Below are 14,739 nucleotides of genomic sequence, written 5' to 3'. Positions count from 1 at the left end.
ACACTATCGGCTGGCCATGACGACGGCCCGCCGCCTGTGGATAACCCACTGGTGACGGGCCGTTCGCGAAGTATGTCGGAGTTTGGGCGGTCAGATGGCGGCCTTCTTCAACCTGCGGCGCTCGCGCTCGGACAGGCCGCCCCAGATGCCGAAGCGCTCGTCGTTGGCGAGGGCGTACTCGAGGCACTCGGAACGCACCTCGCAGGCGAGGCAGACCTTCTTCGCCTCTCTGGTGGAGCCGCCCTTCTCGGGGAAGAAGGACTCGGGGTCGGTCTGGGCGCACAGCGCGCGCTCCTGCCAGCCGAGTTCCTCGTCCGCGTCGTCGACCAGCAGTTGCTGCACCAGCTCGGTCATGTGCGCCCCTCGTCTGTCTTTCGCGTCCCCGTGCGTAGCCGTTACCGATTTCGGCTGAACGACACGAGTGAAATTACAAGTGTGCTGCTCCGGGCGAGTCAAGCCGAGATCTGCTATTGAGCCCGTTATTCACTCTGCGGAACCAAGGCCGTGCGGAAAGTGTTCAAATCGGCATAAACCTCAACACGCAGGCGAGGTCCGGAAGGGCGACGGACCCCGTACGTACCTCTGTACGGACAAAGACGCCCCTGCGTTCGATCGCGTTCCGCGAGACTTGCGCGCTCGGATGTGCGCCATGTGTCCCGGGTTCCGGGTGAACAAACCTTTCACCTGACAGATGAACCGGATGAGGTGAAACATGTCCCACATTCCGGGCGCCGAGTTGACAGTGTGGGTGTGAACCGGTGTCCTAGTGGGCATGTTCGCGAACTTGGCACCCACCTCGACCCGCACCGCCGGGTCCCTCGGTGCCGCCCGCGCGCGCTGTAGCTGTTGTTGCTGTCCCAGCTGTTGAGCCCATCGCGCTCCGGCTTCTCCCGGGTCCACTCGACCCGGCTGCGTTCCGCCGTTCCTGACCCGCATCCGGAACACCCGCCTCGCCCGTGACCCGGGCGGACGCCAAGCGACACCCAGCCAGCCCCCACTCTTCATCCGAGGAATCACCGCACCCCGATGAACAGCGACAACGACCTCCAGATCGCCGGCGACATCCTCGAAGTCCAGCACCTGCTCCAGCCGCCGCGCGAGCACCCGGCCACCGTCGCCGAGTTCGTGGGCCTCGCCCGCGCCATCGCCGCCGACCGCTCCCAGTGGGCGCACCTCGTCCGCTACGACGCCACCACCCGCTGGTACCACCGGCTGCGCACCGGCCCCGGTTACGAGGTGTGGCTGCTGTCCTGGGTGCCCGGGCAGGGCAGCGGGCGGCACGACCACGGCCGCTCCTCCGGTGTCCTCACCGTCCTCGAGGGCACGCTGACCGAACACACCGAGCGGGACACGCGCGCGCTGGCCCCCGGCGCACAGCGGGTGTTCGCGCCGGGGTACGTGCACGAGGTGGTGAACGACGCGCTGGAGCCCGCCGTGAGCCTGCACGTCTACTACCCCGGCCTGACCGAGATGCCGATGCACACCTCCCCGCACTGCGAGGCGCGCACCGAGCCGCGTGCGGTGACTGCCTGACACGTTGTCGTACCCGCCTGCAAGACTTGGCGCATGCGCATTGTGGTTCTGGCAGGCGGCATCGGCGGTGCCCGTTTCCTGCGCGGTCTGAAGCGGGCCGTGCCGGAAGCGGACGTCACGGTGATCGGCAACACCGGCGACGACATCCACCTCTTCGGGCTGAAGGTCTGCCCGGACCTCGACACGGTGATGTACACGCTCGGCGGCGGCATCAACGAGGAGCAGGGCTGGGGACGGGCCGAGGAGACCTTCCACCTCAAGGAGGAGCTGGCGGCCTACGGCGTCGGTCCCGAGTGGTTCGGACTCGGCGACCGGGACTTCGCCACGCACATCGTGCGGACGCAGATGCTCGGCGCCGGCTATCCGCTGAGCGCGGTCACCGCGGCGCTGTGCGACCGCTGGAAGCCGGGCGTGAAGCTGATCCCGATGACCGACGACCGCGTGGAGACGCACGTGGCCGTGCGGATCGACGGCGAGAGCAAGGCGATCCACTTCCAGGAGTACTGGGTGCGGCTGCGCGCCTCGGTCCCGGCCGAGGCGGTCGTGCCGGTAGGTGCCGAGCAGGCGAAGCCGGCTCCGGGAGTCCTGGAGGCCATCGCCGGGGCGGACGTCATCCTCTTCCCGCCGTCGAACCCGATCGTGTCCATCGGCACGATCCTCGCCGTGCCCGGCGTCCGGGAGGCGATCGCGGAGGCGGGCGTGCCGGTGGTGGGCCTGTCCCCCATCGTCGGGGACGCGCCCGTGCGCGGGATGGCGGACAAGGTGCTCGCGGCGGTCGGCGTGGAGTCCACGGCGGCGGCGGTGGCCGAGCACTACGGCTCCGGGCTGCTGGACGGCTGGCTGGTCGACACCGTCGACGCGGGCGTGGTCGAGCGGGTCGAGGCGGACGGGATCCGCTGCCGGGCCGTGCCCCTGATGATGACCGACCTGGACGCGGCCGCGCAGATGGCGCGCGAGGCGCTGGCGCTGGCCGAGGAGGTGCGGGGGGCATGAGCGAGGAGCGCCCCGAGTTCAGGGTCTGGGCCCCGTCCGGCATGCCCGAGGTGCAGCCGGGCGACGACCTGGCCAAGCTGATCGCCGCGGCCGAACCGGGCCTGGCCGACGGGGATGTGCTGCTCGTCACCTCCAAGATCGTGTCCAAGGCCGAGGGCCGGATCGTCCGGGCGGCCGACCGGGAGGCCGCGATCGACGCCGAGACCGTGCGGGTGGTGGCCCGGCGCGGCACGCTGCGCATCGTCGAGAACCGGCAGGGCCTGGTCATGGCCGCCGCCGGGGTCGACGCCTCCAACACCCCCTCCGGGACCGTGCTGTTGCTGCCCGAGGACCCGGACGGGTCCGCCCGCGCGATCCGCGACGGACTGCGCGACACTCTCGGCGTCAACATCGGTGTCGTCGTCACGGACACCTTCGGGCGTCCCTGGCGCTCGGGGCTCACGGACGTGGCGATCGGCGCCGCCGGGGTGCGCGTGCTGGACGATCTGCGCGGGGGCACGGACGCGTACGGCAATCCGCTCAGTGCCACCGTCGTCGCCACCGCGGACGAGCTGGCCGCCGCCGGTGACCTGGTCAAGGGCAAGGCCGCGGGACGGCCGGTCGCCGTGGTGCGCGGGCTGGCGCACGCCGTGGCCGACGACCACGGCGAGGGGGCGCGGGCGCTGGTGCGGACCGCGCGGGACGACATGTTCCGGCTCGGCACGTCCGAGGCGGTGCGGGAGGCCGTGACGCAGCGCCGTACCGTACGGGCCTTCACCGACGAACCCGTGGACCCGGGGGCGGTCCGGCGTGCGGTGGCCGCCGCGGTGACCGCGCCCGCCCCGCACCACACCACGCCCTGGCGGTTCGTGCTGCTGGAGTCGGCGGAGTCGCGGGTACGGCTGCTCGACGCGATGCGGGAGGCCTGGATCGCGGACCTGCGCCGGGACGGCAAGAGCGAGGAGTCCGTCGCCAAGCGGGTCCGGCGCGGGGACGTGCTGCGCAACGCGCCGTATCTGGTGGTGCCGTGCCTCGTCATGGACGGCTCGCACACCTACGGGGACGCGCGGCGGGACGGCGCCGAGCGGGAGATGTTCGTGGTCGCGACGGGCGCGGGCGTGCAGAACCTCCTGGTCGCGCTGGCCGGGGAGCGGCTGGGTTCGGCCTGGGTGTCCTCGACGATGTTCTGCCGGGACGTGGTGCGCGAGGTGCTGGGCCTGCCCGCCGACTGGGACCCGATGGGTGCGGTGGCGGTCGGGCATCCGGTGGAGGAGCCGAGGCCGCGGCCGGAGCGGGACGCGGGGGCGTTCATCGAGGTGCGGTGAGTGTCCCGTACGACCGTCGGCTCTCATCTAGTCTCGGTCTGGTCAGGACAGCAGCAGCCCTCGCAGCACCGGCACCCCTAGGACCTCATCCGTGGCAGGACGCTTCGCTCCGCGGCCCACGCGTACGACCGTGCGCGGTGGGGAGGTCGCCGTGCCCGCCGGGGTGCCGAGGCAGGCCTCGGCGCCGGCCCGGGTCCGGCGGTGGGTGCCCGAGGGGCCGCTCGACCTCGGCCTGGTGCTGGGTCCGCTGCGGCGCGGGCCCGCCGATCCGACGTTCCGGGCGACCCGGGACGGGTCCGTGTGGCGCGCCGCCCGGACGCCCGCCGGGCCCGGGACGCTGCGGGTGTACGGCTGCGGCGGCGAGGTGCGCGGGGAGGCGTGGGGGCCGGGTGCCGAGTGGCTGCTGGAGCGGTTGCCCGAGCTGCTCGGTGCCGCCGACGATCCGGACGCGTTCGTGCCCCGGCACCGGGTGGTGGCGCTGGCCCGGCACCGGCGGCCGGGGCTGCGGCTGACGCGGACCGGGCTGGTGCTGGAGTCGTTGATCCCGTCGGTGCTGGAGCAGAAGGTCACGACCGACGAGGCCTATCGGGCGTGGCGGTTGCTGGTACGCAGGTTCGGGGAGCCGGCGCCGGGGCCCGCGGGGGTGGGCGAGCGGCCGATGTGGGTGATGCCCGCGCCTCGGACCTGGGCGCTGATTCCGTCCTGGGAGTGGCATCGGGCCGGGGTCGACGACAAGCGGGCGTCCACGATCCTGCGGGCCGTGCGCGTCGCCGCGCGGCTGGAGCAGGCGGTGGGGATGCCGGCGGCGGAGGCTCGGGCGCGGTTGGAGGTCGTACCGGGGATCGGGCCGTGGACGTCGGCGGAGGTCGTGCAGCGCAGTCACGGCGCGGCGGACGAGGTGACGGTCGGGGACCTGCACCTGCCGGGGATCGTCGGGTGGGCGCTGGCCGGGGATCGGCATGCCGACGACGCGGAGATGCTGCGCCTGCTGGAGCCGTACGCGGGGCAGCGGCACCGGGCGGCTCGGTTGATCCTGCTGAGCGGGAACACGCCGGCGCGGAGGGCGCCGAAGATGCCCCGGGTGGACATCGGGTTGCTCTGAGGCGCCCTGCGCGGCGGCGGGGGCCGCCCGCAGCTGCGCAGGGGCCGCAGCCATGCCGGCCCAGGGGCACGGAGAACTGCGCGACCAGCCACCACACAGCCACAGAAGGCTCTCGACCAGGCGTCTTGGATGGGGACCGGGGGCGCTGCACCCAGAGGCGGCGCCCACGGCCTCCTCGTACCGCTACTGGTCGGAAGAGAACCGCACCGCGCCCGCCGGGATGCGGGCGTCGCACCACACCCGTACGCCTTCGCGCAGCTCGTTGTCGGGACCGACCACAGCGCCGTCGCCGATGACCGTGCCGGTGAGGACGGAGCGTTCGCCCACGCGGGCCCGGGTGCCGATGAGGGAGTCCGTGATGACGGCGCCGGGTTCGATGACGGCGCCGGGCAGGATCGTCGAGCCGAAGACCCGCGCGCCGTCCGCGACGAACGCGCCCTCGCCGACCACCGTGCCACCGGTCAGCTTCGCCTGCGGGGCGACCGTGGCCGTGGGCAGGATCAGGGAGTCGCCGCAGCGGCCGGGTACGGCGGGGGACGGGGCCCGGCCCAGGACCAGGTCCGCCGAACCGCGGACGAAGGCCGCGGGGGTGCCCAGGTCCAGCCAGTACGTCGAGTCGACCATGCCCTGGAGGTGGGCCCCGGCCGACAGCAGGCCCGGGAAGGTCTCACGCTCCACCGACACCGGGCGGCCCGGCGGAATCGTGTCGATGACGGAGCGGCGGAAGACGTAGGCCCCCGCGTTGATCTGGTCGGTGACGATCTCCTCGGGTGTCTGCGGCTTCTCCAGGAAGGCGAGGACCCGGCCCGTCTCGTCGGTGGGGACGAGGCCGTACGCGCGCGGGTCCGACACCTTGGTCAGGTGCAGGGAGACGTCCGCGCCCGTCGACTCGTGCGTGTCCACCAGGGCCCTGATGTCCAGGCCTGTCAGGATGTCGCCGTTGAAGATCAGTACCGGGTCGTCGGGGCCGGAGTGCAGGCGCGAGGCCACGTTGCGGATGGCGCCGCCCGTGCCGAGGGGTTCCTCCTCGGTGACGTACTCGATGTGCAGGCCGAGGGAGGCACCGTCGCCGAAATAGGGCTCGAAGACCTCGGCGAGGTAGCTCGTCGCGAGGACGATGTGCTCGACACCGGCCGCTCTGGCTCTCGCCAGCTGATGCGTGAGGAACGGCACGCCGGCCGCCGGGACCATGGGCTTCGGTGTGTGCACCGTGAGCGGACGGAGCCGGGTGCCTCTGCCGCCGACCAGGAGGATCGCTTCTGTCACCTGTCGTCTCTGCTTCCTGCCGGGACCGGCCGAACTACTCGTTTCGGCCGGCCAGTGTATGCAGACCGTGCGACGGTGCCCTCGATGGCCGCGCGGTGTCCCGCGAGATCGGCGTCCGGTTTCCCCCAACTGCCCCGCCGTCCCCCGGGCCTCCCCCACCCGCCCCCCGACGGCGGTGAACGCGCGTCCCCCGCCCGGGCGCGCCCGGAGTCTCAACGTCCCTGGTACCGCGCCGCGCTGGAACGGGCCGTACCGAGCTTGGCGTAGAGCCGCTTGCCCGGACACTCGGTGGCGAACCCGTCCCGATGGCCGGAGATCACGTTCAGTCGTACGTTCTTCCCCTTTGGGTAGAGATTGCCACCCGCCGACGTCAGATATGTCTTACCGCGCGGATTGGCGCCGAACAGGCCGAGCTTCCACGCGGTGAGCCGGGCGATGGCCGTCACCGCGGCGCCGGACGGCTTGGCCGAGGCGAAACTGCCGATCACCGCGATGCCCATGCTGTTGCTGTTGAACCCGAGGGTGTGGGCGCCCATGACCGCCTTCGCCACTCCCCCGGCCCGGCCCTCGTAGATGGTTCCGCACTTGTCGACGAGGAAGTTGTAGCCGATGTCCCGCCAGCCCATGCTCTTGACGTGGTAGCGGTAGATACCTCGGATGACGGAGGGGGCCTGGGAGCAGGTGTATGCGTTGCCCGTGGCCGTGTGGTGCACGAAGGCCACCTTGACCTTCTTCGTGTAGACGAATCCGGGCGCCCGCAGTGACTCGTCCGCGCCCCAGCCGCTACGCGTCACGATCCGCGGACGCGGTCCGACGTAGGGCTTGGCGCGCGACGCTCCTCCTTCGGCTCTGGTGCCGGAGCGGGGCGCGTCGGCCGACGGGCCCTGGCGCGGTGCCTGTTTCCCGGGGTCCACGAGTTCCAGGCGCAGCCCTGACGGCAGGGGGGAACGCAGGCCGCCGGTACGGCTCCCGGCCGGGCCCGCTTCGGCATTCGCCCGGACCCGTACGTCCACCCCGTCGGAGTCACCCACCCACAGGGGCGCCGTGGCGCCGCGCACCCGGCCCGAGGAGCGCTCCGCCGTGCCCGGGTCCGCACCGTGCTCCTCGTTGTGCGTCTCGACGTCCTGCCAGCCGGACCACGCGCCGGACGCGACGGACCGGGTGCGGACCTGGACCCGGCCGTGCAGCTCGGTGTCCGGGTCGTTCCAGACCACGCCGACCAGCGCGAAGTGCCGCACACCGGTGCGGTACAGGCCCTGCTCCGGAGCCGCGCCGGGGACCCGATCGTGGGAGAGGGGCGCCAGGGGCAGCGACTGGGTGCTGCCCGCGACCGGGGTCCCGGCCTCCCTCACCGTGGAGGCCGTCGCGGGCGGGACCGGCGAGAGGGCGAGGGCGGCCGCGCACGTGACGCCGATCGAGCCGGCGCCGATGGAAGAAGTGAGGAATCCACGCATGCCCATGATCCTGGACATAGTCATACAACTCTGTCCATCCAGGAACTGACGGGCCGTCGGGACCCGTTCCGCCGAACCGGTGGCGCCACCACCGGGTGCGCCCGCCCGTCCCGGCGTACTCTTGCGCGGGTGAATGCCACCGATCGCACCCCTGCCGACCTGCTGCGTTCCGCGCTCGCCGCGGATCCCGGCCGCCCCCTGGTGACCTTCTACGACGACGCCACGGGCGAACGCGTCGAACTGTCCGTGGCCACCTTCGCCAACTGGGTGGCCAAGACCGCGAACCTCCTTCAGGGCGAGCTGTCCGCCGGCCCCGGCGACCGGATCGCGCTGCTGCTGCCCGCGCACTGGCAGACGGCCGTGTGGCTGCTCGCGTGCGCGTCGGTGGGGGCGGTGGCGGACGTGGCCGGGGACCCGGCGTCCGCCGACGTCGTCGTCAGCGGGCCGGACTCCCTGGAGGCGGCGCGGGCGTGCCGCGGGGAGCGGATCGCCCTCGCGCTGCGGCCGCTCGGCGGGCGCTTCCCGCAGCCGCCGGACGGGTTCGCCGACTACGCCGTGGAAGTGCCGAGCCAGGGCGACCGGTTCGCGCCGTTCGCTCCGGTGGATCCGGAGGAGCCTGCGCTGATCGTCGCGGGGGCCGAGTTCAGTGGGGCCGAGGTCGTGGAGCGCGCCCTGGCCGACGCGCCCGCGCTGGATCTGACGGGGCCCGGATCGAGGCTGCTGTCGGGGCTGCCGTACGACACCTGGGAAGGGCTGAGCGCGGGGCTGTACGCGCCGCTGGCCGTCGGGGGGTCCGTGGTGCTGTGCCGGAATCCGGACCGGCTGGACGAGGAGAGTCTCGCCAAGCGGATCGAGAGCGAGCGCGTGACCGCCTCGCGCCGCTGAGGGGCCCGACGGCCGTACGGCGGGGCTTTCGGGTGCCGGTGGCGCAGCCGCGCGCCGGCACTCCCCCGCGCCCTTCTCGGCCCGGCCGCCGTCACCCGTGTGGAGTAGCCCAGAGCGCCTCCCCCGCCCCTGCCCCGCCATCGTCGTAGGAGCAGGACGTGACGCTCGTACGCCACGAGGGGATGGCCCAACCGTGACCGACACCGCAGGCAGCCCCCTCGGTCCCGGTCCCGGGTCCTCCGCCACCGGCGACGGGCTCGCACGGCGGCGTCGGCGGCGCTGGCTGCGGGGGTCGACGCTGGCGGTGGGACTGCTCGTCGTGGCGGCCGCCGGGACCGGCTGGGCCCTGTACGCGAAGCTCAGCGCCAACATCACGCCCGACGAGGCGGCCGCCGCCGAACTCGCCCGCTACGAGCGGGAGCGGCCCACCGCGCTGGTGCGGGGCGCGCAGAACATCCTGCTGATCGGGTCGGACACCCGGGCCGGGGAGGGGAACTCGGAGTACGGGCGGGACCTCGGCAGCGAGCGGTCCGACACCACGATCCTGCTGCATCTGGCCGCCGACCGGCGCAGCGCCACCGCCGTCTCGCTGCCCCGGGACCTGATGGTGGACATCCCCTCCTGCCGGCAGCAGGACGGCAGCCGCAGCGAGCCGGTGTTCGCGATGTTCAACCACGCCTTCCAGCTGGGCGGTTCGGCCTGCACCATCCGGACCGTCGAGAAGCTGACGGACATCCGGATCGACCATCACATGGTGGTCGACTTCAGCGGGTTCAAGGAAATGGTCGACGCGGTCGACGGGGTGCAGGTGTGCCTGAAGGAGCCCATCGACGACAAGGCCGCCAAGCTGAGGCTGCCGGCGGGCAGGGTGATGCTCGACGGGGAGCAGGCACTCGGGTACGTGCGGGCCCGCAAGTCGCTCGGCGACGGCAGCGACACCGAGCGGATGGAGCGGCAGCAGCGGTTCCTCGGCGCGCTCGTCAACAAGGTGCAGAGCAACGACGTCCTGCTGAACCCGGGGAAGCTCTATCCGGTGCTGGACGCGGCGACCTCCTCGCTCACCACCGATCCGGAACTGGCGAGTCTGCGCGGTTTGTACCAGTTGGTGCGCGGGGTGCGGGACATCCCCACGGAACACGTGCAGTTCCTGACGGTGCCGCGGGAGTCCTACGTCTACGACTCCAATCGTGACCAACTCGTGGAGCCCGAGGCCGAGAAACTGTTCGCACGGTTGCGGGCGGACCGGCCGGTCGTGGTGGCGAAGGACGCCCCGCCGGAAAGTCCCGCCAACGGGTCCTCGCGCGAGCCCTCTCCGACCCCGACCTTCCGTGGAAACACCGCCGCCGAGCACGCCTGTGAGTAATGCGCTCGCCAAGACGACGAACTTCTGTTCAGGAATATGAGAGGGATTGCCCAGTTGTAGGGAGGTGGAATTTGTCACCGGCGTCGCTTGACGGTGAACTGGGCCGATAGTGTGAGCGATCCGGTGCACCCGGCCACGAGGTCAGACCTGGGGTCGTGCACTGATTCACCGAGACCCGAGCGCCTTGGGGGAAGGCGCCGCGTGGCCCCGACGGAGGATTCGGACAACCGTGGACGCGCAAGGCCGTGGGCGGGCGGACAACATCGATCCCGCAGACCAATGGGTACTCAATCCGAACACCGGCGAATACGAACTGCGACTGAGCCCTTCCGCACCGCAGTCGCCGGTACCCGGACCCCGCAGACCGAACCCCCGTGACACCGGTGGCGCGGCACGCGGCCGCGGCGGCGCGGCGGGCGGGACGCGGGAGATGCGTCAGACGCGCGGAGCGGAGGTACCGCCGCCGCGCCGCCGTCGCGGCGCGGAGCCCGAGCCCGAGGCCCCGCAGGGGCGCCGCAACCGCCGGCCGGTGAAGAAGAAGTCGAAGGTCAAGAAGGTGCTGGCGTGGACCGCCGGCGGCACGGCGTTCGTGCTGGTGGCCGTCGGCACGGCCGGCTACCTCTACCTCAAGCACCTCGAGGGCAACGTCACCACGACGGACGTCGGCAGTGCGGCCAAGAACGGCTTCAGCAAGGACGACGCCTTCAACATCCTGATCATCGGCACCGACAGGCGCACCGGTAAGGGCAACTCGGGCTACGGCGACGCCAACAGCGTCGGTCACGCCGACACCAACATCCTGCTGCACGTCTCCAAGGACCGTACGAACGCGACCGCGTTGAGCATTCCGCGAGACCTGGTCGTGAACGTGCCCGACTGCGAGACGGTCCAGCCCGACGGCTCCAAGAAGGTCATCGCCGGGTCCGAGCAGGTGCGCTTCAACGAGAGTCTCGGCCAGGAGGGCCGCGACCCGGGCTGCACCATGCGGACGGTCAAGGCGGTCACCGGCATCACCCCCGACCACTTCGTGATGGTCGACTTCAACGCGGTGAAGACACTGACGACCGCGGTCGACGGCGTCGATGTGTGCCTCGCGCACGCGGTGAACGACAAGGACTCGCACCTGCATCTGCCCGCCGGCCCTTCCAAGGTCGAGGGCGAGCAGGCGCTGGCGTTCGTCCGCACCCGGCACAGCTGGGGCAACCAGGGCGACCTGGACCGCATCAAGGTGCAGCAGCAGTTCATGGCCTCCCTGATGCGCAAGATGTCCTCCAACGACACCCTGACCAGCCCGACCAAGCTGTACGAGCTGGCGGAGGCCGCCACCAAGGCGCTGACCGTGGACAAGGGCATCGGCTCCGTGAAGACGCTCAAGGACATAGCGCTGGAGCTGAAGAAGGTGCCGCCGAAGAACATCTCCTTCGTGACGGTCCCCGTGCTCGACAACCCCGCCGACGGTCGCGTCCACAAGACGGTGATCGTCAACCAGGCCGCGGGCCCGCAGGTCTTCGACGCGATCAACAACGACGTCTCCTTCACCGAGGTGAAGAAGAAGAAGAAAGCGGCCAAGGACGCGGCCGCCGCGCGGCTCAAGGGCAGCAGGTCCGCGCCCTCCGAGGTGCGGGTGCGGGTCTTCAACGGCGGTGCCCAGGACGGCAGCGCGCAGGACACGCTCCAGTGGCTGCAGAACGACAAGGGCGTACTCAAGTCGGAGAACGCGGGCAACGCGCCGGCGGCGCTCAGCAGGACCACGCTCGAGTACGCGCCCGACCAGGCGGCGCAGGCACGGGAGTTGGCCCATCTCATGGGCCTGCCCGGCTCCGCGCTCAAGCCCGGCAAGAGCGTGACCAACGCCCAGGGACTACCGGAGATGACGCTGACCCTGGGTAAGGACTTCAAGGGTGCGGGGGTCTCCCTCACCGCTCCGGCAAAGGCGCCGGACGTCGACAAGTCCACGGCAGACAAGGTGAAGTGCGCGTCGTAGGTAACCCATCGGGCCCGTCGTGCGTCTAACTGGACGCGGGACGGGCCCGCTGTGTGGCGCAAGGGTGGGGAGTGCAGGAGATGGCGCAGAGCGATGTGCGGGGGCAGGATCCTGCGGTTGACGACACGATGTCGCTCGCACCGCAGGCCCGGGAAGCGTCGGAGGGGTCCGGCAGGCACGGTGGGGGGCGGCGCAAAAACGGTTCTGGAACCGGTGGGCCACGGCGCAGACGGCGTGCCCTGCGCTGGTCGGCGACCGTGCTCGCGGTGGTCATACTCGGCACGGCGGGCGCCGGTTACCTGTACTACCAGCACCTGAACTCCAACATCCAGAAGGGTCAGCGCAGCAGCGGCGACGACTCCAAGGTGCGCAAGACGCCGGCGAACGCGGCCGGGCAGACGCCGATGAACATCCTGCTGATCGGCTCCGACAGCCGTAACACGCCGGAGGACCTGAAGCTCGGCGGGCACAAGGAGAGCGTCGGCAGCCCCCCGCTGGCCGACGTGCAGATGCTCATCCACCTGTCCGCGGACCGCAAGAGCGCCGCCATGGTGAGCATCCCGCGCGACACCCGCGTCGACATCCCCAAGTGCACGGACCCGAAGACCAAGAAGGTCTATCCGGCGACCAACGACATCATCAACACCACCCTCACCCGGGGCGGGGCCGGCTGCACGCTGGCCACCTGGGAGAACCTCACCGGGGTCTACATCGACCACTGGATGACGATCGACTTCTCGGGTGTGGTGAGCATGGCGGACGCCATCGGGGGCGTCGAGGTCTGTGTGCGGCAGAACGTCTGGGACCACTCGACGCCCGCCCAGCGCGGCGGCTCCGGGCTGAAGATGAAGGCCGGGACGCGCAAGATCTACCACGAGCAGGCCCTGCAGTGGCTGCGCACCCGGCACGCCTGGGGCAGCGACCTGATGCGGGCCCGCGCCCAGCACATGTACCTGAACTCGATGATCCGCACGCTGAAGCACCAGAACGTGTTCACCGACAGCGGGCGGCTGATGGACCTGGCCGAGGCGGCCACCAAGTCCCTGAAGGTCTCCGAGGAGATCGGCACGGTCAAGAAGCTGTACGACCTGGCCATGGAGCTGAAGTCGGTGCCGACGAACCGCATCACGTCGATGACGATGCCGCACGTCGAGGACCCGCAGAACCGGGAGCACGTCGTGCCGGACACGACCAACGCCGGCAAGATGTGGCAGATGCTCCGCGACGACGTGGCGTTCGACAAGAACGGCAAGGAGTCGGGCGCCAAGCAGGTCGCGGACAAGGGAACGACGGCCAAGTCGCCCTCGACGGACCCGAGCCGGCTGGGTGTGCTGGTCCGCAACGCCACGCAGACCTCCACGGAGATCGCGGTCGGCGGCAGGGCGAAGGACATCGGCCAGGTGCTGGCTCAGAAGGGGTACACGCGGGCGTCCGCCGACCTGTCCCAGGCGCTGTCCGAGGAGAGCACGGTCGTGCAGTACCCGAGCGCGGACCTGCAGGGTGACGCCCAGGCGGTGGCCAAGTCGCTGGGCATCCCGCTGAGTTCGGTGAAGCAGTCGACCGACGTCTCCGGGGTCACGGTGGTCGTGGGTGCGGACTGGCGCACCGGCACGAGCTATCCGAAGCAGTCCAAGCCGAAGGCCGGCGACCTGCCCGACGGCTCCGACGCCATCAACGGGTCGGACTCCAGCAAGTGCATGGACGTGTACAAGCCCTACCAGTGGTGACCGGCCGAGGGCCGCTCCCACCCCGAACGACGACGTCGGCCTTCAGGACCACGAACGGGTCCTGAAGGCCGACGTCTCATCGAACGGAGTCCCCGCCGAGGACGGTCTTCGCCTGAGCCACCTGGGCGCGGTGGATCCGCTGCAGCTCCGACAGCGCCGCGGCCTGCTTGTTGATCAGCGCGGCCTGGATACGCGCTTCGACGCCGAACCAGACGGGCAGCAGCCGCGTCGTGCGCTTGCACGCCACGTCCGCCACCGCGGTGGGTATCTCGTGTGCTCCTGGGCGTTTCCCGGCGAACGCCGGCACGTCGAGGGGATCCATGGGGGAGGCGTAGCGATAGCCGCCGCTCGCCGCCATGCAGCTCGACCATTTGCGGAAGGCGGCGGCGACGGCCGGTTGCCGCATCGACTCGGCGTAACTGCCGTCGGCGATCCCGGCGGCCACGGCCGAGATGTTCGGCCGGGCGTATTTCCCTTCGACGCGCTCGAACGCCTCGGCCCGGCATCCGCCCTTCGGGACGACCTTGCCGTGGTACGTGACCTGCGTGCTGCTGTTGCCCTTGCCGCTCTCTCCCCGGAGAACCGTCAGCATCCCCGGCGGGATCGGCGGGTCCGAGGCTTCGGGGCTCGGCGGGAGGTGATACCCGTGCGCCGCCGCCTCTTCGGGGCTGGAGAGTCCGTAGCGCCGGTCCGCACCGTGCGTTTCCGGCTGCCGGACGAAGGAGTAGGAGATCCCGTAGCGCGCCAGGCACTTCTGCTCGAGCTTCTGCTCCGCCGACTGGACCAGCTCGCTCTGCGCGGGCGTCAGGCTGTAGGTGGCGATGGGCAGTTTCCGGCTGTAGTCGCCGGACAGCACGGGCACGTCGCGGGCCGAGGGCCGCGGGGCGGTGCCGTGGGTCGGGGCGGAGTGGTCGGCGGGCGGGGAGGACGGGCCACCGCAGGCCGTCAGCGCCGCTCCGGTGAGGGCCGCGACGGCGGCACCGCGCAACGACGCTGGAAGAGAGTTGAGCACCGGGAGCCTCCACGGTGACGTGGGGGTCGGTTGTGGGCACCCGAACCCACCTCCCCTGTTTTTCGAAACGGTCGCAGCGGGTGTTGTGGGGGAAACTTGAAGAGGAGTTTTTGTTT

The 14,739-nt window shown here is 71.2% G+C and carries 12 protein-coding genes; 8 read left to right on the top strand and 4 right to left on the bottom strand.

Annotation, left to right across the window (positions count from 1 at the left end):
- Nucleotides 1-90 precede the first annotated feature (90 nt).
- Nucleotides 91-354: a WhiB family transcriptional regulator gene (locus AC07CM_RS24260; protein WP_010986447.1), complete on the bottom strand. Its 264-nt coding sequence runs from the start codon at nt 352-354 to the stop codon at nt 91-93.
- A 672-nt stretch (nt 355-1,026) separates the two neighbouring features.
- Here AC07CM_RS24260 and AC07CM_RS24255 point away from each other — a divergent pair.
- The 4 genes from AC07CM_RS24255 to AC07CM_RS24240 all read left to right on the top strand — a co-directional run bounded on the left by AC07CM_RS24255 (nt 1,027) and on the right by AC07CM_RS24240 (nt 4,932).
- Nucleotides 1,027-1,533 (top strand): cysteine dioxygenase, encoded by a 507-nt coding sequence (locus AC07CM_RS24255; RefSeq protein WP_478878540.1) that lies wholly within the window; start codon nt 1,027-1,029, stop codon nt 1,531-1,533.
- Nucleotides 1,534-1,566: 33 nt separating this feature from the next.
- Complete coding sequence (gene cofD / locus AC07CM_RS24250; protein ID WP_478878539.1) at nt 1,567-2,526, top strand: 2-phospho-L-lactate transferase; 960 nt, start codon at nt 1,567-1,569, stop codon at nt 2,524-2,526.
- Nucleotides 2,523-3,830, top strand: coding sequence for a coenzyme F420-0:L-glutamate ligase (locus tag AC07CM_RS24245; RefSeq protein WP_478878538.1), 1,308 nt, complete (start codon nt 2,523-2,525; stop codon nt 3,828-3,830). Before cofD ends, AC07CM_RS24245 begins: the two co-directional genes overlap by 4 nt.
- Before the next feature lie 91 nt (nt 3,831-3,921).
- Nucleotides 3,922-4,932, top strand: coding sequence for a DNA-3-methyladenine glycosylase family protein (locus tag AC07CM_RS24240; protein ID WP_478878537.1), 1,011 nt, complete (start codon nt 3,922-3,924; stop codon nt 4,930-4,932).
- Between the two features lie 183 nt (nt 4,933-5,115).
- Here AC07CM_RS24240 and manB read toward each other — a convergent pair whose 3' ends face one another.
- The gene (gene manB / locus AC07CM_RS24235; RefSeq protein WP_478878536.1) at nt 5,116-6,198 is read right to left on the bottom strand and encodes a mannose-1-phosphate guanylyltransferase; all 1,083 of its coding nucleotides are present in this window, start codon (nt 6,196-6,198) and stop codon (nt 5,116-5,118) included.
- Nucleotides 6,199-6,410: 212 nt separating this feature from the next.
- Nucleotides 6,411-7,652 carry a peptidoglycan recognition protein family protein gene (locus tag AC07CM_RS24230; RefSeq protein ID WP_478878535.1) on the bottom strand — a complete coding sequence of 414 codons (1,242 nt, stop codon included), beginning with the start codon at nt 7,650-7,652 and terminating at the stop codon, nt 6,411-6,413.
- Between the two features lie 129 nt (nt 7,653-7,781).
- On the opposite strand from AC07CM_RS24230, the gene AC07CM_RS24225 reads away from it, so the two are divergent.
- The 4 genes from AC07CM_RS24225 (at nt 7,782) to AC07CM_RS24210 (ending at nt 13,611) form a co-directional block, all read left to right on the top strand.
- Entirely contained in the window at nt 7,782-8,537 is a 756-nt protein-coding gene (locus tag AC07CM_RS24225) for a TIGR03089 family protein (protein WP_478878534.1), read from the top strand.
- A gap of 193 nt (nt 8,538-8,730) precedes the next feature.
- Entirely contained in the window at nt 8,731-9,900 is a 1,170-nt protein-coding gene (locus tag AC07CM_RS24220) for an LCP family protein (RefSeq protein ID WP_478878533.1), read from the top strand.
- 229 nt (nt 9,901-10,129) lie between these two features.
- On the top strand, nt 10,130-11,884 hold the full coding sequence (locus tag AC07CM_RS24215; RefSeq protein ID WP_478878532.1) for an LCP family protein: 1,755 nt from the start codon (nt 10,130-10,132) through the stop codon (nt 11,882-11,884).
- A gap of 80 nt (nt 11,885-11,964) precedes the next feature.
- Nucleotides 11,965-13,611 (top strand): LCP family protein, encoded by a 1,647-nt coding sequence (locus tag AC07CM_RS24210; protein WP_478878531.1) that lies wholly within the window; start codon nt 11,965-11,967, stop codon nt 13,609-13,611.
- Between the two features lie 76 nt (nt 13,612-13,687).
- Here the strand turns inward: AC07CM_RS24210 and AC07CM_RS24205 are convergent, their stop codons facing one another.
- Nucleotides 13,688-14,623, bottom strand: coding sequence for a hypothetical protein (locus AC07CM_RS24205; protein WP_478878530.1), 936 nt, complete (start codon nt 14,621-14,623; stop codon nt 13,688-13,690).
- Nucleotides 14,624-14,739 lie beyond the last annotated feature (116 nt).

This window comes from Streptomyces sp. NPDC044061, assembly GCF_056434305.1.
Note: the sequence above shows the minus strand (reverse complement) of the source record. Positions and strands in the feature narration are given on the sequence as shown.

What these genes read in the sequence shown, in the direction of transcription:
- AC07CM_RS24260 (WP_010986447.1), bottom strand. Translation starts at nt 354, where the DNA reads ATGACCGAGCTGGTGCAGCAACTGCTGGTCGACGACGCGGACGAGGAA.
- AC07CM_RS24255 (WP_478878540.1), top strand. Translation starts at nt 1,027, where the DNA reads ATGAACAGCGACAACGACCTCCAGATCGCCGGCGACATCCTCGAAGTC.
- cofD (WP_478878539.1), top strand. Translation starts at nt 1,567, where the DNA reads ATGCGCATTGTGGTTCTGGCAGGCGGCATCGGCGGTGCCCGTTTCCTG.
- AC07CM_RS24245 (WP_478878538.1), top strand. Translation starts at nt 2,523, where the DNA reads ATGAGCGAGGAGCGCCCCGAGTTCAGGGTCTGGGCCCCGTCCGGCATG.
- AC07CM_RS24230 (WP_478878535.1), bottom strand. Translation starts at nt 7,652, where the DNA reads ATGCGTGGATTCCTCACTTCTTCCATCGGCGCCGGCTCGATCGGCGTC.
- AC07CM_RS24210 (WP_478878531.1), top strand. Translation starts at nt 11,965, where the DNA reads ATGGCGCAGAGCGATGTGCGGGGGCAGGATCCTGCGGTTGACGACACG.